The organism is Cobetia sp. ICG0124 (assembly GCF_004006355.1).
Classification (GTDB): Bacteria; Pseudomonadota; Gammaproteobacteria; order Pseudomonadales; family Halomonadaceae; genus Cobetia; species Cobetia marina.
In genome coordinates, this window is the sequence record NZ_CP024893.1 from 2,519,157 (window position 1) to 2,537,167 (window position 18,011).

At 63.8% G+C, this 18,011-nt stretch carries 16 protein-coding genes, 1 pseudogene and 1 riboswitch; of the genes and pseudogenes, 12 read left to right on the forward strand and 5 right to left on the reverse strand.

The window, feature by feature from the left end; translation table 11 throughout:
* Positions 1–147: 147 nt before the first annotated feature.
* The 6 genes and pseudogenes from CU110_RS11830 (at position 148) to cobO (ending at position 8,897) form a co-directional block, all read left to right on the forward strand.
* A complete protein-coding gene (locus tag CU110_RS11830; protein WP_127736113.1) occupies positions 148–3,378 on the forward strand; it encodes an FAD-binding and (Fe-S)-binding domain-containing protein in 3,231 nt (1,076 codons plus the stop codon).
* A 209-nt stretch (positions 3,379–3,587) separates the two neighbouring features.
* Positions 3,588–3,935 carry a hypothetical protein gene (locus CU110_RS17205; protein ID WP_240665374.1) on the forward strand — a complete coding sequence of 116 codons (348 nt, stop codon included), beginning with the start codon at positions 3,588–3,590 and terminating at the stop codon, positions 3,933–3,935.
* 264 nt (positions 3,936–4,199) lie between these two features.
* Positions 4,200–4,739: a hypothetical protein gene (locus CU110_RS17210; RefSeq protein WP_240665375.1), complete on the forward strand. Its 540-nt coding sequence runs from the start codon at positions 4,200–4,202 to the stop codon at positions 4,737–4,739.
* 131 nt (positions 4,740–4,870) lie between these two features.
* A pseudogene (locus tag CU110_RS11840) lies at positions 4,871–6,131 on the forward strand (NupC/NupG family nucleoside CNT transporter); the annotation flags it as partial.
* Positions 6,100–6,314: riboswitch (cobalamin riboswitch) on the forward strand. Its footprint overlaps the pseudogene before it by 32 nt.
* Positions 6,315–6,391: 77 nt before the next feature.
* Positions 6,392–8,278, forward strand: a complete 1,887-nt coding sequence (locus CU110_RS11845; RefSeq protein WP_084209184.1) for a TonB-dependent receptor — start codon at positions 6,392–6,394, stop codon at positions 8,276–8,278.
* A 19-nt stretch (positions 8,279–8,297) separates the two neighbouring features.
* Positions 8,298–8,897: a cob(I)yrinic acid a,c-diamide adenosyltransferase gene (gene cobO, locus CU110_RS11850; RefSeq protein ID WP_077371790.1), complete on the forward strand. Its 600-nt coding sequence runs from the start codon at positions 8,298–8,300 to the stop codon at positions 8,895–8,897.
* 31 nt (positions 8,898–8,928) lie between these two features.
* Here the strand turns inward: cobO and CU110_RS11855 are convergent, their stop codons facing one another.
* Positions 8,929–9,189 carry a hypothetical protein gene (locus CU110_RS11855; protein ID WP_127736116.1) on the reverse strand — a complete coding sequence of 87 codons (261 nt, stop codon included), beginning with the start codon at positions 9,187–9,189 and terminating at the stop codon, positions 8,929–8,931.
* 34 nt (positions 9,190–9,223) lie between these two features.
* Here CU110_RS11855 and CU110_RS11860 point away from each other — a divergent pair, with 34 nt between their 5' ends.
* Complete coding sequence (locus CU110_RS11860; RefSeq protein ID WP_164850364.1) at positions 9,224–9,979, forward strand: SIMPL domain-containing protein; 756 nt, start codon at positions 9,224–9,226, stop codon at positions 9,977–9,979.
* Here the strand turns inward: CU110_RS11860 and pyrF are convergent.
* The 4 genes from pyrF to CU110_RS18050 form a co-directional block, all read right to left on the reverse strand.
* Positions 9,951–10,685: an orotidine-5'-phosphate decarboxylase gene (pyrF, locus tag CU110_RS11865; RefSeq protein WP_127736122.1), complete on the reverse strand. Its 735-nt coding sequence runs from the start codon at positions 10,683–10,685 to the stop codon at positions 9,951–9,953. The two genes, CU110_RS11860 and pyrF, sit on opposite strands and share 29 nt — an antisense overlap.
* A 302-nt stretch (positions 10,686–10,987) precedes the next feature.
* Positions 10,988–11,494: a peptidylprolyl isomerase gene (locus tag CU110_RS11870; protein WP_084209189.1), complete on the reverse strand. Its 507-nt coding sequence runs from the start codon at positions 11,492–11,494 to the stop codon at positions 10,988–10,990.
* A 5-nt stretch (positions 11,495–11,499) separates the two neighbouring features.
* A complete protein-coding gene (locus CU110_RS18045; protein ID WP_338079111.1) occupies positions 11,500–11,820 on the reverse strand; it encodes a hypothetical protein in 321 nt (106 codons plus the stop codon).
* Positions 11,702–12,019 carry a transcription termination/antitermination NusG family protein gene (locus tag CU110_RS18050; RefSeq protein WP_346427136.1) on the reverse strand — a complete coding sequence of 106 codons (318 nt, stop codon included), beginning with the start codon at positions 12,017–12,019 and terminating at the stop codon, positions 11,702–11,704. The genes CU110_RS18045 and CU110_RS18050 overlap by 119 nt, the downstream gene beginning before the upstream one ends.
* A gap of 221 nt (positions 12,020–12,240) precedes the next feature.
* Between CU110_RS18050 and CU110_RS11880 the strand changes: the two genes are divergently transcribed.
* From CU110_RS11880 to CU110_RS11900, 5 genes are all read left to right on the forward strand, one after another.
* Positions 12,241–13,446: an AmpG family muropeptide MFS transporter gene (locus CU110_RS11880; RefSeq protein WP_103751364.1), complete on the forward strand. Its 1,206-nt coding sequence runs from the start codon at positions 12,241–12,243 to the stop codon at positions 13,444–13,446.
* Positions 13,447–13,484: 38 nt separating this feature from the next.
* Complete coding sequence (locus CU110_RS11885) at positions 13,485–13,841, forward strand: STAS domain-containing protein (protein ID WP_084209191.1); 357 nt, start codon at positions 13,485–13,487, stop codon at positions 13,839–13,841.
* A 65-nt stretch (positions 13,842–13,906) separates the two neighbouring features.
* Positions 13,907–15,013 (forward strand): polysaccharide biosynthesis/export family protein, encoded by a 1,107-nt coding sequence (locus tag CU110_RS11890; protein ID WP_164850365.1) that lies wholly within the window; start codon positions 13,907–13,909, stop codon positions 15,011–15,013.
* A gap of 58 nt (positions 15,014–15,071) precedes the next feature.
* Entirely contained in the window at positions 15,072–16,526 is a 1,455-nt protein-coding gene (locus tag CU110_RS11895) for a hypothetical protein (protein ID WP_084209193.1), read from the forward strand.
* 7 nt (positions 16,527–16,533) lie between these two features.
* Complete coding sequence (locus tag CU110_RS11900) at positions 16,534–17,907, forward strand: O-antigen ligase family protein (RefSeq protein ID WP_205694037.1); 1,374 nt, start codon at positions 16,534–16,536, stop codon at positions 17,905–17,907.
* Positions 17,908–18,011: the final 104 nt, after the last annotated feature.

Genomic DNA, 18,011 nt, shown 5'->3' on the forward strand with positions numbered 1-18,011 from the left:
GCGGACATCATTGCGCGGCGAGAGGTGGAACTCCAGATCATGCCGCGAGATGCCCCTTGAGGCTGGGGCCACGCCTTCAGCTCAGGTAAGCTTAGGCACATCGGCCCACGTGGCCTGCCTGACGCGACTCACTGCCCGAGCGAGATCATGACCGAACGCCTGCTGGATACGCCTGCCCCCGTCGATGCCCTCTACCTGGACTTCCTGGCCGCCCTGCGCGATGCAGGCTTTGCCGGTGACATCAGTCCGGACTACGCCAACCGTACCGTGTTGTCGACTGACAACTCACTGTATCAGGTACTGCCTCAGGCCGTGGTCTATCCACGTCATGCCGAGGACATCCAGTGCATCGCGCGGCTGTCCAACGACCCCCGCTTCGCGGCGGTCACCCTGGCACCGCGTGGCGGCGGTACCGGCACCAATGGCCAGTCACTCAATGATGGTGTGCTGGTGGATGTGTCGCGCCACATGAACCGCATTCTCGAGATCGATGTCGAGAAGCGTCGCGTACGGGTCGAGGCCGGCGTGGTGAAGGATCAGCTCAATGCCGCGCTCAAGCCGCATGGTCTGTTCTTCGCCCCGGAACTCTCGACCTCCAATCGTGCCACCATCGGCGGCATGATCAATACCGATGCGTCCGGCCAGGGGAGCTGTGAATACGGCAAGACTCGTGACCACGTGATCACGCTCGACAGCGTCCTGCTCGACGGGACACGCCTGTCGAGCCATGCCATCGACGATGCCGAGCTCGAGGCACTGTGCGCACGCGAGGATCGCGTCGGTGAAATCTACCGCACCGCGCGCGCCATCGCCGATGAGCGTGCCGAGGAAATCGCCGACATCTTCCCACCGCTCAATCGCTGCCTGACCGGCTACGATCTCGCCCACCTGCGCGAGGTCGATGGGCGCTTCAACCTCAACAGTCTGCTGTGCGGCGCCGAGGGCACGCTGGGCTTCGTGGTCGAGGCCGAGCTGAATGCCCTGCCCATCGCGCCTTGCTCGACGCTGATCAACCTGCGCTACGCGAGCTTCATGGACGCGCTGCGCGACGCCAAGACACTGATGGCGGTCGAGGGCAACCGTCCGACTTCCATCGAGACGGTGGATGACACCGTGCTCAACCTGGCCATGCAGGATTTCGTGTGGGACAGCGTCGAGGAATTCTTCCCGGCCAGTGCCGAGGGCTCCCCGGCCATCGGCGGCATCAACCTGATCGAATTCAATGCCGACAGCGAAGCGGCACTGGACGCCAAGGTGGCCGCCTTCAGCGAGCATCTGGCCAGTGACACCAGCGTCGAGCGCCTCGGCTTCACCGAAGCGCGTGGGCGTGCGCAGATCAGTCGCGTCTATGGCATGCGCAAGCGCTCGGTGGGCTTGCTGGGCAATGTCGAGGGAGAAGCCCGTCCGCTGCCCTTCGTCGAGGACACGGCCGTTCCGCCGGAGCATCTGGCGGACTACATCGCCGAATTCCGCGCCGCTCTCGATGCCCGCGGCCTGCGTTATGGCATGTTCGGGCATGTCGATGCCGGCGTGCTGCACGTACGCCCGGCACTCGACATGAAGGACCCCGCCCAGCAGGCGATGATTCGCGAGATCTCCGACGAGGTCGCCGCCCTCACCCACAAGTACGGTGGCCTGCTGTGGGGCGAACACGGCAAGGGCGTGCGCTCGGAATATGCCCCCCGCTTCTTCGGCAGCCTCTATGGGGCGCTGCAGGACGTGAAGGCGGCCTTCGACCCGCGCAATCAGCTCAATCCGGGCAAGATCACCTCGCCCCGCCTGCCAGCCACACTGGTCGACGACGCTGGCGCCAGCGAAGGTGGTGAGAGCGAGAGCGAGAGCGAGAGCGACAAGCGTGATCACGCTGACAGCGCCGTCGAGGCCTTCGACCCCCGCTTGATGCGCATCGATGACGTGACCATGCGCGGCGATCTCGATCGCCAGATCGATGAGCGCGTGTGGCAGGAATACGCCAGCGCCGTCTACTGCAACGGCAACGGTGCCTGCTACAACTACGACCCCAACGACGCCATGTGCCCGTCCTGGAAGGCGACGCGTCAGCGCATCCATTCGCCCAAGGGACGCGCCAGCCTGATGCGTGAATGGCTGCGCCTGGAAGGCAATGCCGGACGGGACGTGATCGCCGAGGCGCAGGCCGCCCGGACGCCGGGCCTCAAGGGGGCCGGCCTGTGGCTGGCGCGTCTGCCGACCCGCATCGGCGCTTCGCTGAAGGCGCGTCGTGGTGGACAGACGCAGACTGGCGCTCAGGAGGTCGGCTTCGATCAGCAGGTCTATCAGGCGATGGCCGGCTGTCTGGCGTGCAAGTCCTGCGCGGGCCAGTGTCCGATCAAGGTCAACGTGCCGGATTTCCGCAGCCGCTTCCTCGAGGTCTATCACCATCGCTATCAGCGTCCGCTGCGCGATTACCTGATCGGCAGCCTCGAGTTCGTGCTGCCGTGGGCCGAGCGCGTCACGCCGCTCTACAACGGCCTGCTGTCCAATCGCCTGGTCAGTCGTCTGCTGGAAGGCCCGATCGGCATGGTCGATGCCCCACGCCTGTCGCGCGCCAGTCTGCGCAAGCAGCTCAAGAGCTGGGGCGTCTCGGAGGCGACCCCGACCCAGCTCGGCCGCCTGACCGAGTCCCAGAAGGCCAGAAGCGTGATCCTGGTGCAGGACGCCTTCACCAGCCACTTCGAGGCCCAGCTGGTGATGGACATCATCGAGCTGCTGTCACGACTCGACATTCGGGTGTTCGTCGCGCCCTTCGCCCCCAATGGCAAGCCGCTGCAGGTACAGGGCTTCACCGGCGCCTTCCAGCGCACCGCGCGCGCCCAGGCCAAGCGTCTCAAGGCGATCGCCGATTTCGGCGTGCCGCTGGTCGGCATCGACCCGGCGATGACCCTGACCTATCGTCAGGAGTACGTGAAGACCCTCGGCCCGGACGCCGTGCCGGATGTCCTGCTGCTTCAGGAGTGGCTGATCAGCCTGCGCAAGCTGCTGCCGGTGGGTGTCACCAAGACGGTGCTGGGCAAGATGGACCCGGGCCTGACACTCCTGAGCCACTGTACCGAGAGCACCAATGCGCCGGGGTCCGCCAAGGCCTGGCAGCAGGTGTATGCCGCCTTTGGTCTCAGCCTCGAGACACTCTCCACCGGCTGCTGCGGCATGTCCGGCACCTATGGTCACGAAGCGCGCAATCTCGAGACCTCACGTGCCATCTATGAGCTGTCGTGGAAGGCGGTGGTCGAGGACGAGGCCAATCAGGGCAAGCTGGTGGCCAGTGGTTATTCCTGTCGCAGCCAGAGCAAACGCTTCTCCGAACGTCAGCTGCCGCATCCCCTCCAGGCGCTGCTGCCACTGGTGCGTCGCGCGCAGTGACAGCCAGAAGGCCCAGTGGCCGTTCAGGAGGAATGACATGAGGGGAGCGCGATAAGGCAACGCGACGTTGCATACCACGGAATCAATCGCTAGTCTGCGCCCTTCCGGCCAGCCGTGATGTTGGCACCTGGCCGAGACAAGACGATTCGATGAGCGGTGACCGCGTCAGTGGCACCGCTCATTTTCGCTGACTCCAAGGAAGCTTCCCGATGACGGAACCCATCCTGCCGCTGCTGATCGTTGGCATCCTTGCCGGCCCCGTCACGGGCTGGCTCAAGCCGGATGAGCTGCTGGGAGACCTGCTGTTCCCGCTGGTCTCGCTGGCAGTGGCGGTGATCCTGTTCGAGGGCAGTCTGACGCTGGACTTCAAGGACCTGCGGGACCGGCGTGATCGGTACCGTGGCGGCGCATTATCTGCTCGACATGCGCTGGGAGATGGCCGCCGTGCTCGGGGCCCTGCTGGTGGTGACAGGCCCGACCGTGGTGATGCCATTGCTGCAGACCCTGCGCGCGCGCGGCAACCTGACCCAGATCCTGCGCTGGGAAGGCGATGGTGATGCTGGGACTCTTCGCCATCTCCAATACCCTGTTCCACGAATCCGGACTCCTGACCGTGACCGTCATGGGGGTATGGCTGGCCAACATGCGCGGCGTGCCTACCCAGCAGATCATCGAGTTCAAGGAGACGCTCACCGTCCTGCTGATTTCCGGGCTATTTCTGCTGCTGGCGGGGCGCCTGACCGTCGAGCAGCTTTCGCTGCTGTCCTGGCCGGCAGCTTTCGCTGCTGTCCTGGCCGGCATGGGTCTTCCTGGCCGTGTTGATGTGGGTCGCGCGCCCGCTGACTGTCTGGCTGTGCACCCTGGGCAGCGAGCTCGAATCCCAGGGCATCGAAGGCGCCGAGATGCTGGTCCCGATGACCTTCCTGGTCATCATCGGCACGGTGGTGATCCAGAGCTTGCTGTCGCGCCCCATCGTCAAGGTGCTGGGTGTCGGTGAGCCACCGCCCTCGGGCTTCCTGATTCTCGGGGCCAACTCGGTGTCGCGCCTGGTCGCCCGCGAGCTGGTGGATGCCGGCTTCTCGGTACGCCTGACCGATACCAACTGGGACGCGGTACAGGAAGCCCGCATGCTGACCCTGTTCTGCATCAGCAGCCAGGGCCGGATTCGCATCGCCAATTCCGCCGTCGCACTGGAACCCAAGGCCGGTGAGACGCTGATCAGCCTGATCTATGCCGACTCGCCTGAGCTGACCCGACCGGCACAATCGAAGGCGGACAAGGCCGAACACGAGGCCCGCTTCCTGCAGGCCTCGTGGCGAATGGCGCACAGCCGCGAAGCGGGATTCACAAAAAATGCCTAAAACGTTAGTGGCAGACTCCGACAGCCGCCCAAAATGCTGGTAGAGTACGCGCCAGTTTTGGCAGCCCTGTCCGGCAGCCAGCGCTATTGCCTTGTCCTCAACGTAACACCTACGCATTCAGGAGCTGCTTGATGCAGATCGTCATGGGCCTGGTGGGCGTCTTAGCCCTCCTGGGGATCGCCTTCCTATTATCTGAAAACCGACGCGCCATCAGCTTGCGCACCGTACTGGGGGCCTTTGCCATCCAGGCATTGCTGGGGGCATTCGTACTCTACGTTCCCGCCGGCAAGAGCATGCTGCTCGGTCTCAGCGAAGGGGTTCAGGCCGTCATGTCCAGCGCCAACGTGGGCATGGACTTCCTGTTCGGTGGCCTGGTCAGCGACAAGATGTTCGAAGTCTTCGGTGGCGGTGGTTTCGTGTTCGCTCTGCGCGTACTGCCGATCATCGTGTTCTTCTCGTCATTGATCGCGGTGCTCTACCACCTGCGCGTGATGAACGTGCGTGATCAGTGTGCTGGGTGGTGGGCTTTCGAAGCATTCTCGGCACCAGTCGTCCACGGAATCGCTGTCCGCCGCGGCCAACATCTTCGTCGGCCAGACCGAAGCACCGCTGGTCGTGCGTCCGTTCATCTGCCGAGCATGACCCGCTCGGAACTGTTCGCGGTGATGACCGGTGGCCTGGCCTCCGTGGCCGGTTCCGTGCTGGTGGGCTATGCCTCGCTGGGCATTGACCTCAAGTACCTGCTGGCAGCGTCCTTCATGGCAGCCCCGGGTGGCCTGCTGATGGCCAAGATGCTGATCCCGGAGACCGACAATCCGGAAGACTCCAGAGCTGTCGAGGAAGCCCTGGGCAAGGACATCGATCGCACCGACCAACGTCATCGATGCTGCCGCGTCCGGCGCAGCATCCGGCGTGCAGCTGGCCATCAATGTCGGCGGCATGCTGCTGGCCTTCATCGCCTTGATCGCGCTGGGCAACATCATCATCGGCTGGTGTCAGTGGATTGTTCGGCTATCAGGACATCACGCTGCAGTCTCGACATGATTCTGGGCTACGCTCTTCGCGCCGGTCGCCTGGGTCATCGGCGTGCCGTGGCATGAAGCCATCCAGGCCGGCAGCTTCATCGGTCAGAAGCTGGTGCTCAACGAGTTCGTCGCCTTCGCCGACCTCGCCAGCCATCAGATCAAGCTGTCAGAGCATTCCGAAGCGATCATCATCTTCGCGCTGTGTGGCTTCGCCAACCTGTCCTCCGTGGCCATCCTGATGGGCGGCCTGGGACTGATGGCACCGAACCGCCGCAGTGACATCGCGCAGATGGGCATGAAGGCGATTCTCGCCGGTACGCTCTCCAACCTGATGTCAGCCAGTCTTGCCGGACTGTTCCTGTCGCTGCCTGGGTGCTCGGGAATCGGGTGAAAGCCCCGTACTGCCCCCGCAACGGTGATCGCAACGCTCATGCCGGTCGAGACGCCCCTCAAGGGAAGGAGGTGGGAAGGCGCATGAGGGGGTGAGACGTTCCAACAGGACGTCCGCCAGGCGTCAGTCCGGAGACCGGCCCTCGCTTCCACACTGGTTGATGCGGAGGGCCTCACCAGTGGCAAATTCGTCGGGATGCTGTCCTCCTCATTGCGTCTGACGCTTGAGGATCATTCATGAATACTTACAAGACCCGTGGTCGCGCGCACGCGCAGGCCAAGTACACCCTCGTGGGCAGTCTACTACTGCTGACACCACCTGCCCTGGCGGCACAGGAGACCACCGCCCCTTCATCGGATAGCCTGGAGACCGTTCAGGTCACCGCCAATCGCATCCCCCAGCTGCAGAATGATGTGCTGGCCAGCACCGACGTCATCACGCGTGACGAGATCGAACGCCTGCAGGCCAGCTCGCTGGTGGACCTTCTGCAGTCGCGCAATGGCATCGAAGTCGCGCGCAGCGGTCCGATGGGGAGCCAGACCAGCCTGTTCATGCGTGGCACCGAGTCCGACCACACCTTGATCCTGGTCAACGGCCAGCGCATCGCCAACAGCGCCGATGGCCTGGCGCACTTCGAATTTCTGCCGCTGTCTGCCATCGAACGTGTCGAGATCGTGCGGGGGCCGCGCGCCAGCGTCTACGGCGCCGATGCCATCGGCGGCGTGATCAACCTGATCACGCGTGGCGGCAGCGAAGTCGGCCAGCACGCGGAAGTCACGCTGCGCGCCGGCAGCGACGGCACCTTCCGCCAGAACGCACAGTTCAGCTCGGTGGAAGATGACACTCGTCTCTCCGCCAATCTCCATCATGATGAAAGCGATGGTTTCTCCGCCCGCGATACCGGCAGTGAAGATGATGGCTACGAGGCCACGGGCGCCGAACTGCGCCTTGGGCACGACTTCGGCCAGCGAGCCACGCTGTCTCTCGGCGTCGCCAAGACCGACACGGACTACGATTACGACGATTGCTACGACAGCAGCTTCAGTGCCTCTGAAGACTGCAGCGGAGAAGGTAGCCAGCTGGTACTGGATGCCAGCCTGCTGACCCACCTGAACCCGAACTGGGACATGACGGTCAGCGTGGCGCGTACGCGCGACGAGTACGAGAACACTGAAGCCGGCAGCGATGCCGGGCGTGTCGCCAGTGCCCGCAACGAGATCGGCCTGCGCCACGACTTCTACACCGACCTCGGCACGCTCAGCCTGGGGGTGGATCACCGCGAGGAAAGTCTGGACGCCGATGGCCCCTACTTCACCGCCGACGGCTATGAAGTGGACAGCCGCTATGCCACGGGGGTCTATGGCAGCTGGCAGCTCCAGCAACAACGCCATCACGTCACCACCAGCCTGCGGTATGACGATGACAATCGTTATGGTCATCAGATGACCGGTGGCTCCAGCTATGCCTATGACCTGACTCAGGCACAGCAGCTCGGCGCCAGCTACTCGAGCGCCTTCAAGGCCCCCAACCTGATCGATCTCTACAGCCCTTACGGCTCAGGCAACCCGGATCTGGATGCCGAGACCTCCACCACGGCCGAACTCTTCTGGCGTCTGCAGGAGCAGCGGTGGCATGTGGGCGTCAATGCCTTCCAGACGGATATCGACAATCTGATCAGCTACGAAGGCGCCGACTTCACGCCGATCAATATCGACCGCTCACGCATCCGTGGCATCGAGCTGAGCAGTGGCTGGAAAGGTGACGCGCTCAGCGTGAATCTCGCCATGACCTGGCAGGACCCGGAAGACCGCGAGACAGGAGAGCAGCTGAAACGTCGGGCCAAGCGCTTTGCGCGCCTGGATGCCGATTACGCCCTCGCCGACTGGAGCTTCGGAGCAACGCTGCGTGGCAGTGCCAGCCGCAGCGATACCGATGCCGATACCTACACGGACACTCGCACCGCCGGCTATGGCGTCTTCGACCTGCGCACCAGCTGGCAGGTGATGCAGAACGTCAAGCTGAGCGCCAAGCTGGAGAACGTCTTCGATCGTGATTATCAGCTGGTCAACGGCTACGACACCCAGGGGCGTTACGTCGAAGGCGGCGTGACCTTCTATTTCTGAGCACCTACGGAGCACACGCATGACGGACCGCAATACCCGCCACAAGACGGCAATGGAAAAGCTCAAGTCACATGTCGACGACAAGGTGGCACAGGCCAATGAAGAGCGCGGCCAGCTGCTGGTCTTCACCGGCAACGGCAAGGGCAAGACGACCGCTGCATGGGGCACCATCACCCGGGCACTCGGCTATGGCTACAAGGTCGGTGTCATCCAGTTCATCAAGGGACTGTGGGAGTGCGGGGAGCGTGAGCGCCTTGCCGAGGATGCCAATCTGGAAGTCCACGCCATGACCACCGGCTTCACCTGGGACACCCAGAATCGTGACGCCGATACCGCGGCCTGTCAGGCGGTGTGGCAGGAAGCGAAGCGCCTGATGCGCGATGAAAGCGTCTATCTGGTCGTGCTTGATGAACTGACCTACATGGTCAAGTTTGGCTACCTGCCATTGGAAGAGGTGATGACGGCGCTGGAAGGTCGCCCCGAGGAGCAGACCGTCATCATCACCGGACGCAATGCCAACCGCGAGATCGTTGCCTGTGCCGATACCGTCACCGAGATGACCGAGATACGTCATGGCTTCAATCATGGTCTCAAGGCGCGCCGCGGCATCGACTTCTGAGCAGCTCGACCCACGTCACCCTCGACCCACGTCACCGCGCTGCGCGCTGCACCGAGATGGCATGGCAGATCTGCGCCATCGCCTCGACGCTGCGCGGCCCCGGACGGCTGACCGGGTCCGGATCCAGTCCGACAAGCGCCACCGAGGCCAGCGGGCCACCCCTGGCTCGCCAGGCTGCCTTCCAACGCTCACGGGGGGCGCCTGCGGCCACCGGATGCAGAATCAGCCGAGGCCCTGCCAGCCACAGCGCTTCACGGCGTATCTGAGGCACCACGGTGGGGGCGTCAGACAACAACGGCTCTCCCCCGCAGCGGCGAATCAATTCATTGACCAGATGCCCTCCTGCCAGAGTCGTCATCGGGCTCTCGCCCAGCTGGAAGAAGACCGGCAAGGGCGCGTCGCCTGTCAGTGCCAGTGCCAGCATCGAAGCCGCGCCGGACAAGGCCAGCATCGAGGCGCGTCTCTGGGAGAAGACACCGGCCAGCAAGGTGGACGACAAGGCACCGGACAGTCAGAAGCAGGGAGAAGCCGCGCGCCAGGCCCGCCAGACACTGGAAGGCCGCATGAGCACGCTGATCCAGGCACTGGAAAGCGCCGGTATCGAGAGTCGCCTGATCAAGGCGGGCAGCCTGACCCTGCGACCGGAGCGCTATTACGAGCGCACGGCCAATGATCAGAACCCGCAGCAATGGCAGCGTACCCATCTCGAGCGCCCGATCAGCATTTCGCTGAAGGATCTGGACCAGGTGCCGGAGGTGATCGACCTGCTGTTGGGAGCGGGGGTGAATCAGTTGGCGGGCGTGCAATATCAGCTCAGTGATCGTGCAGCACTCGAGGACAAGGTACTGCAGCAAGCCCTGACCAAGGCACGCCACAAGGCCGAACTGATGGCCGAGACGCTGGGAGCGACACTGGGTGATGTGCAGTCGATCAATGAATCTTCCCAGAGCCCTCGCCCGCCGATGATGGCCATGCGCGCCGACATGGCAGAAGCCAAGAGTGGTGGCAACGAGTATCGTCCCGGCGAGCTGTCACTCGAAAGTGATGTGCAGGTCAGCTGGGGACTGACATCAGCCGACTGAGCGCCCGGCCACCAAGCTCCGTCTCGATGGCGGCAAGCGCTGCCATGGGATTCTCGGCCTGAGTGACCGGACGCCCGATCACCAGGTGGGTGCTGCCAGCCGCCATTGCCTCGCCCGGCGTCATGGTGCGTCGCTGATCACCGGCCTGGGCAAAGCTCGGGCGGATACCGGGCGTCACCTTGAGGAAGTCCGGCCCACACAGCGCCTTGAGACTGGGTGTCTCACGCGCCGAGCACACCACACCGTGCATGCCGCTTTGCTGGGCAAGGCTCGCCAGACGCTCGACCTGGGCCAGTGGCGTGACATCCAGACCGATACCCGCAAGATCACTCTGCTCCATGCTGGTCAGCACGGTCACGGCAATCAGGCGCGTCTCGAGCTGGCGCGTGGCCAGTGCACTGGCGGCGGCTTCCATCATGCGCGCGCCACCACCGGCGTGCACGTTGGTCATCCAGACACCGTGCTCGGCAGCCGCCAGCACGGCCTGCGCGGTGGTATTGGGAATATCGTGGAACTTGAGATCCAGAAAGACCTCGAAGCCGCGCTGATGCAGCGCCTTGAGGATGTCCGGCCCTACTCGCGTGAACAGCTCCTTGCCCACCTTGACGCGGCAGCGCGTCGGATCCAGCTGGTCCGCCATGGCCAGTGCGGCGGCCATATCCGGGTAATCGAGGGCGATGATCAGGGGGGAAGTCGTGGCAGGCATCCGGGCTCCGGGCAATGAGACTAGGCGCGATGACAGGGGGTCATGGGCTCGGGGCAACATTATAGCGCCCACCAACGCACCTGTAAGCTCAGAGAAAGCCGAATCGAATCAGCTCGCTATTCGCGCTAGCACTTTCGCGCGTTGAGCGCTGAAGCGGCCCCAAGGATGAGGAATCGTTTAATTCTTAATGACTACAAAACTCATCCTTCAGCCACAGTGATTCACGTGCTGGGCACAGGGAAAAAAGCCGACCCGAAGGCCGGCCAGCGGGGTTTCCCCCTCCCCTGACGGTGAATCGGACTTCAGCGACGCACCTTCTTGTCTTCCACTTCGGTATGGCTCACCTCAAGCCCCAGCGGATGGCCTGCTGCCAACTCGGCCCGAGTGGCATCGCGCACTTCCAGCACCTCGACATCCCAGCTGAGGGCCTGACCGGCCAGGGGATGATTGGCATCGACCTTGACCTGCTGATCACCGACTTCCAGTACGGTCACCGAGCGCTGCCCTTCGGGAGTTCGCGCCTCGAAGCGCATGCCCGGTGCAAGCTCCCCCGGGCCGAAGGCATCACGCCCGAAGTACTGGACCAGCCCCTCATCCCGCTCACCGAAGCCTTCCGCCGGCGTCAGGTTGACGACCTTGCTGTCGCCGACGCTGCAACCTTCAAGCGCGGATTCCAGAGCGGCAAGTATATTGTCATGGCCATGCAGGTAATCCATCGGTTCCCGATCACGAGAAGTGTCCAGGACGGTGCCATCTGCGGTACGCAGCGTGTAGTGCAGGCTGACCACCTGCTGAACGGTAATCGACATGAAACTCAGGATTCGCGACGACGCAGCTGACGACTGGACAGCTCGACGCGCTGCTGCTGATTGATCAGATTGAGCAGCACGATGACGCGCTCATCGCCCTTGGCACTCTCGAAGACACCACTGAGCGAGCTCAGCGGCCCATCGATGATCTCGACCTGCTCGCCGGCACGGAAGTAGAGGTTCTCGGCTGGCTGCTCCTGGCGTTGCTCACCATTGGCGATCAGCGCCTCCACCAGCGAGGTGGGGACCGGTGTCGGCGTCGTGCCGAAGCTGACCAGCTTGAGCACGCCACGTGTCGAGCGAATCGGGCGCCAGTTGTCGTCCACCTGATCCAGCCGGATGAACGTGGAGTAGGGGCTCTTCCACCCAGCGCAGCTTGCTGCCGCGCTTTCTTTCCACTTCCAGCAGGGGGTGGAAGACGTGAAATCCCTGATTGGTGAGGTTCTCCGCCGCACGGAAGGACTCTCCACCCTTGCACTGGATCAGATACCAGTGCGCCTTGGCAGCGTCTCGGACTTCACTCATGATGACCTCTCATTGCCTACCTGCCCGTCAGCGGCACCTCAGGACAATGCATGGCCCTTGCGCTCAGGCAGTGCGACAATCCCGCCATTGACGATGCATGTGGCGCATGGCCATGGGTCACGCGCGACTCCCGCGCGGGTACACTCTCTGCAAGGACAGGCAAGGCTTTGACTTCAAAGGATTTACGCTTACTCGTTGGCCGTCATGGTATCACGTTCCTGATGGGATTCGCCTCAGGCCTGCCGCTGCTGCTCACCGGGAGTGTCCTGCAGGCCTGGATGACGGATGCCGGCGTATCACTGGACGCCGTGGGCCTTCTGGCACTGGTCGGCCTGCCCTATACCCTCAAGTTCCTGTGGGCCCCCTTGCTGGATCGCATCATGCCGCCCGCACTGGGGCGGCGACGCGGCTGGCTGATGATCGCGCAGCTGGCCCTGACCGCGCTGATCGCGCTGCTTGCCCTGCAGGACCCGCACATGTCGCCGCTGACCATGGGGGCCATCGCGCTTTCCGTCAGCTTCTTCAGTGCCACCCAGGACATCGTGATCGATGCCTACCGACGTGAGCATCTGCCGGACAACGAACTGGGGCTGGGCTCCAGCTTCTATGTCTATGGCTATCGCATCGGCATGCTGATGGCCTCGGCCGGTGGCCTGGTGCTGGCGGACATGATCGGTTTCCGCATGACCTACCTGATCATGGCCGCGACCTTGGGAGCCTGCATGCTGGTGACCCTGCTGGCGCCGGAACCCGAGGCACAGGCAGCACCGCGTGCCCATCACCTGCACGAGATCCTGTGGGACCCCATCCGCCATTTCATGAAACGTGATGGGGCCATCTGGCTCTTGCTGTTCATCCTGCTCTACAAGCTGGGCGATTCCGTGGCGGGCAATCTGACGACGCCTTTCTACAAGGAGATCGGCTTCAGCAACTCACAGATCGGCGCGACCGTGAAGCTGTTCGGCCTGTGGCCATTGCTGGCAGGCACCTTCTTCGGCGGCCTGATGATCATGCGAATCGGCATCTACCGTGCACTGTGGTGGTTCGGCATCCTGCAGATGGTGTCCACAGCTGGCTTCATCTGGCTGCATCACGTCGGTGACTCCCTGGCCTGGCTTGCCGGAGTGGTGGCATTCGAGAACCTGGCGGCCGGCATGGGCAGCGCCGCCTTCATCGCCTTCATGGGCGCACTGACCGACAAGCGTTTCACCGCCGGCCAATATGCCATGCTCTCCTCGATCATGGGCTTGCCACGCGTGGTGATCGCCGCCCCCTCGGGCTATCTGGCCGATGCCGCCGGCTGGGACAGCTTCTTCTGGATCTGCACCCTGGCCGCCATCCCGGGGCTGTTGTTGCTGCTGCGCTTCCGTCATTGGGGAGCCATGCTGGCAACGCCCCACAAGGCGCCAGCGATGTCGGGAGATTGATGGCGCCAGCCGGTGACGGCAGGCACAGGGAATTCGCCATGCCCATCACCACCAGAATTGACCAAGGCATCATGATCACGCCGCCGGCTCAGCTGACAGGCGAGGTCGCGCGTTATTTCCGCCAGGAGATGCTCGCGATGATCCCGGACCACACCGGCAAGCTGGCAGTGGATCTGAGTCATGTGACAGCCATCGATGCCGATGGACTTTCCGTGCTGGTCAGCCTGCATGATGCCCTGTCACCGCAGGCTCTGATCGTGGTGGAACCCTCTCCCATCATGCAGACCGAGCTGGAACGCGTGCGCCTGTTCGAACTCTTCGACATCTACTATCAGCGCGACCCGCTATTGGTGCCAGATGCCCACGCGCCAGGGTCTTCTCGCGAGGTAGCCTGATGACGTCTTCCCTGGCACGCCTCACCTCATGGACCCAAGTCTCACGCCGCCTTTCGGGGATTGCCATGCTCGCCGGTCTGATCAGCGGCTGTACGCCGCTGATGCTGGACGACACCCCGGCCGAAGAGCACTGGCAACAGGTGACCTACTGGCCCCTGGAGCTGCCCACGCCGCAGGCCGATGATCGCTTTTCCCATCGGCCTGCAAGCGATGACCAGCGCCTGGCCGCCGGCGATCGAGTGAACGTCAGGGTCGCCGGCAGCGAGCTGTTCGATGGCAGCTACGAGGTGGATCACGATGGGCGTCTGCGCCTGCCCTGGCTCTCGCCGGTCGATGCCTCCAACCAGACCATCGATGCCCTGGCACGTGAGATCACCGAGCGTCTGATACAGGAAGAGCTGATCCGCCCGGGGCTGGCCCATGTCAGCGTTCGTCTCGAGGAATGGGCGCCGTTGGCGGTCGCCGTCTCCGGGGCAGTGTTCTTCCCGGGCGAAGCCCTCGTCAATGCCCGCGAACCGGAAGAGCGCATGGTGCGTCGCGACTTTGCCGGAGGCGATGCCAGCCAGCAACGGCGGCTGTCAGCGGCCTTGACCACGGCTGGCGGCGTGCGGCCGGACGCGGATTTGAGCCACGTCGAACTGATTCGCGACAACCAGACACAGATTCTCGACATGCGCGGCCTGATCGATGGCGAATATGCCGCCAACCCCTGGCTGCGTGAAGGGGATCGCATCCATGTGCCCTCTAGCGGTGCCTTCCAGGCAGCGCTGATGCGCCCGTCCCCCATCACCGCGCCGGGCATCGTCATCTATGCCTCCAACCTGACCACACCGGCCAACAACAACAATGTCAGCAATTACACGGTGCTGCGCTCCCAGGTGCCTTACGGCGTGCGCATGTTGCAGGGGGTGATCAACGCCAACTGTGTCGGTGGTATCCAGGCGACGTCCGGTTCGCGACGCGCCGTGCTGGTCAGCACCAATCCGATGACGCATCAACCGGTCGTGGTGGATCGCGGCATCGACGACCTGCTGGCCAATCCAGCGGACGTGGGCGTCAATCCGTATCTGATGCCGGAAGATGTCGTCGGCTGCTATGACTCAGGTGTCACCAACATCCGGGATATCGCCAGAACGCTGACGGACCTGCTGACGCCGGCCACTCTGCTGTAACGCTTCGCCTGTGCGTTGCCGGAAGGCAACTGATCACTACCACGCGACAAGGATGTGCATGACAGAGTCCCGCTCACCCGACACGCCGCAAGACACGGCGAAGCCCTCACTGGGGCGTCGAATGCTTGGCGTATTGCTGGGCTGGGCAGCTCGTGGCTCCAGCATGCGCCCGCGCACCCGCCGCGCGGCCTATCTGTTGTTGACCACCGCCATCCTGAGTGTCATCTGGGGGCTGACCATCGCCTTCATCGCCGTGGCACCCGTCACCTATACCACCAGCTGGACGATGATCCTGCCGGGTACCGGCTCGGGGCTTTCGGTGAACTTCGAGAGCATCGGCCAGGCCAGCACCAGCGCCAACTCGTCCTATTCCAGTTCCTCGCTGGACCCCAAGGTCAACTACCGCGCCATCGCCGAGAGCCCTGCCGTGCTGGAGCGTGCCGCCAGGACGGTCGACATGCATCCCGACGATTACGCCAAGCCCAAGATCAAGCTGACCGACCAGACCGCCCTGATCGCCTTCCAGACCAGCGCACCGAGCGCCAGGGCCGCGCTTGAACGCGCCAATGCGCACATCGATGCCTTCAATGAGGTGATCGAACAGCTGCGCAACGATGAACAGGCGCGACGCGAAGCCGTCATCCGTCGCTCGCTCGAGACCTACGATCGCACGCTCAAGGACACCCAGCGCAAGCTGCTGGACTTCCAGTCCACGTCAGGCCTGGTCTCCATGGAGCAATTCAAGGAGCTGACACTGAGTGTCGAGGAGTTCAAGGACACCCTCGAGATGCGGGATGGCGAGCTGTCGGCGCTGAACGCCCGCCTCACCACCCTGTCCAGCCGACTGGGGCTCGATGCCAGTCAGGCGGGGGGCGTGATCGCACTGCAGCGTGATGCTCGCTACCAGGCGCTGCTGACGCAGGCAGCGGAGCAGGCGGCCAGTCTCGATGAAGCGCGCGGCAAATGGGGCGAGCGCAACCCGGAAGTCATCAATCTGGCCGCGGGGCTCGCTTCACTGGAACGCTCGCTGGCCTCACGCATGCGGGAGTTGCTGCCCCGCCAGACCTCACGCAACCAGAATGCACTGCGGGCCGCCGCCGGCCATGCCAACCAAGACAGCCTGGTCGGTGAGCTGATCACCCTGGACACCCAGCGGCGCGGCGTGATCAGCGAGCTCGAGACCGGACGCGCCAATCTGGCAGCTCGCCAGCAACGACTGGACAACAGTGTCGCCAAGGCGGCCCAGCTGCAGGACCTGCTGCGCGAGCAACAGGTCGCCACGGCGGTCTACACCACGGCACTGGCCAAGATCGACATCGGCCAGATCGACCCCTTCGCCAGCTACCCGATGCTGCAGATCCTCGACCCGCCGCCACTGCCCGAGAAGGCTGACTCGCTGGGCATCAAGCTGGCCATCGTCGGTGCGCTGGCCGCGAGCGTCTTCAGCATCATCGGCCTGATCCTCCTGTGGATCAGAAAACCCTACCTGCTGCGCTTGCAGCAAAGCGTGTGAGCCGCCGATGTTTTCCCTGAAGGCCGGGCCAGAGGCGGATGTCCGCCCCGAGACCCCGGAAGAGCGCATCATCTGGTTCTCGATCACCGCGACCTACCTGTTCTACCTGATCGGTGGACTCTACGTACTGGCCCCGGTGCTGGCCTGGTCTCTGGTGATGCGCGCCGCCTGGCTGCACCTCAAGGGCCGTCAACGCTTTCCGCGCCTCCCCTGGCCACTGTGGGTATGGATCATCGGCATGCTGGTGATGGAATTCTCGCTGCTGGCCGGCCATCTGATCGAGAATCTGGGCACCGGCAAGCTGATCAAGTCCTCCATCGGCTGGGCCAAGGGCTGGGCGCTGCTGGCGGTCTTCCCGATCATCGGCTGCCTGGCGATCCGCCCGGCGGTGATCATCCGCGCGGCCATGCACGTCTGCCTGCATACCATGCTGTTGCTGCCGGTGTTCGTCGGCGCCTGGCTGGCAGGGCTGCCCCAGGTGCCCTTCGTCTCGCCACTGCAGGCCATCGGGGGGCCGGGACCGGAATTCTTCGCCGTTTCCCTCTACGAGATCGACCCCGGCAGCGGCATGCCACGCTGGCGACTCTTTACCCCCTGGGCACCGGCGGTGGGCTTCGTCGCCAGCATCTACTTCGCCTGCGCCCTGCTGGAAAAGCACCCGATATGGAAGGCGATCGGCATCGGTGGCAGCGTGCTGATGATCCTGATGTCCGGCTCGCGCATGGCGCTGGTGTCGCTGGTATTGATCAGCGCCGGGATGTTCCTGCTCAAGCGCCTGCACAAGCCGTGGCTGTGGTTTAGCTTCTCCGGCGTGAGCTTGATCGGCGGCTTTCTCGGCGCGCCGATTCTGGAAGCCATCGACAACTTCATCGCCGCCTTCAAGGGCTCACGGGCGGACTCGACCCGCGTGCGCGCCGCGCTCGGGCGCATCGCGGTGGATCGCTGGCGCAACGAGGCACCGTGGTTCGGTCACGGCATCGTCGAGCGCGGCCCGCACCTGGTGGAGTATATGCCGATAGGCTCGCACCACAGCTGGTATGGACTGCTGTTCGTCAAGGGCATCTTCGGTCTGTTCGCGCTGTTGATTCCGATGCTGGTCAGCCTGCTGCATCTGCTGCGCTTCGTGGTCGGCCGGCCTGTCGTGCAGCTGGGACTGATCATGGTCGGGCTGCTGTTCGTCTACTCCTTCGGCGAGAACCTGGAGATCCTGGCCTATCTGATCTGGCCGGGGCTGATCCTGATCGGCAAGGCACACCAGCTGGCGAGCCTGCCCGCCAGTGAGGGGCATATCCACAACAGGGGGCCGGTGGATGTGGAGGCATCTCATCCCGTACCCGATGCCCACCCCGCCAGCGCAGGCAACGGTGATGCAGCGACATGACCCGATAGTGGAACAGGACTGCGTCAGATCACGCCAATTCATCAGTCCATTGCGCTAGAGTGGCGACACAAGTCATCAATCCGCATGACTGACAAGATCAGATG

What these genes read in the sequence shown, in the direction of transcription:
- CU110_RS11880 (WP_103751364.1), top strand. Translation starts at nt 12,241, where the DNA reads ATGGGATTCGCCTCAGGCCTGCCGCTGCTGCTCACCGGGAGTGTCCTG.
- pyrF (WP_127736122.1), bottom strand. Translation starts at nt 10,685, where the DNA reads ATGCCTGCCACGACTTCCCCCCTGATCATCGCCCTCGATTACCCGGAT.
- CU110_RS17210 (WP_240665375.1), top strand. Translation starts at nt 4,200, where the DNA reads ATGTGGGTCGCGCGCCCGCTGACTGTCTGGCTGTGCACCCTGGGCAGC.
- CU110_RS11890 (WP_164850365.1), top strand. Translation starts at nt 13,907, where the DNA reads ATGCTCGCCGGTCTGATCAGCGGCTGTACGCCGCTGATGCTGGACGAC.
- CU110_RS11900 (WP_205694037.1), top strand. Translation starts at nt 16,534, where the DNA reads ATGTTTTCCCTGAAGGCCGGGCCAGAGGCGGATGTCCGCCCCGAGACC.
- CU110_RS11895 (WP_084209193.1), top strand. Translation starts at nt 15,072, where the DNA reads ATGACAGAGTCCCGCTCACCCGACACGCCGCAAGACACGGCGAAGCCC.
- CU110_RS17205 (WP_240665374.1), top strand. Translation starts at nt 3,588, where the DNA reads ATGACGGAACCCATCCTGCCGCTGCTGATCGTTGGCATCCTTGCCGGC.
- CU110_RS18050 (WP_346427136.1), bottom strand. Translation starts at nt 12,019, where the DNA reads ATGAGTGAAGTCCGAGACGCTGCCAAGGCGCACTGGTATCTGATCCAG.
- cobO (WP_077371790.1), top strand. Translation starts at nt 8,298, where the DNA reads ATGACGGACCGCAATACCCGCCACAAGACGGCAATGGAAAAGCTCAAG.
- CU110_RS11830 (WP_127736113.1), top strand. Translation starts at nt 148, where the DNA reads ATGACCGAACGCCTGCTGGATACGCCTGCCCCCGTCGATGCCCTCTAC.
- CU110_RS11845 (WP_084209184.1), top strand. Translation starts at nt 6,392, where the DNA reads ATGAATACTTACAAGACCCGTGGTCGCGCGCACGCGCAGGCCAAGTAC.
- CU110_RS11885 (WP_084209191.1), top strand. Translation starts at nt 13,485, where the DNA reads ATGCCCATCACCACCAGAATTGACCAAGGCATCATGATCACGCCGCCG.
- CU110_RS11870 (WP_084209189.1), bottom strand. Translation starts at nt 11,494, where the DNA reads ATGTCGATTACCGTTCAGCAGGTGGTCAGCCTGCACTACACGCTGCGT.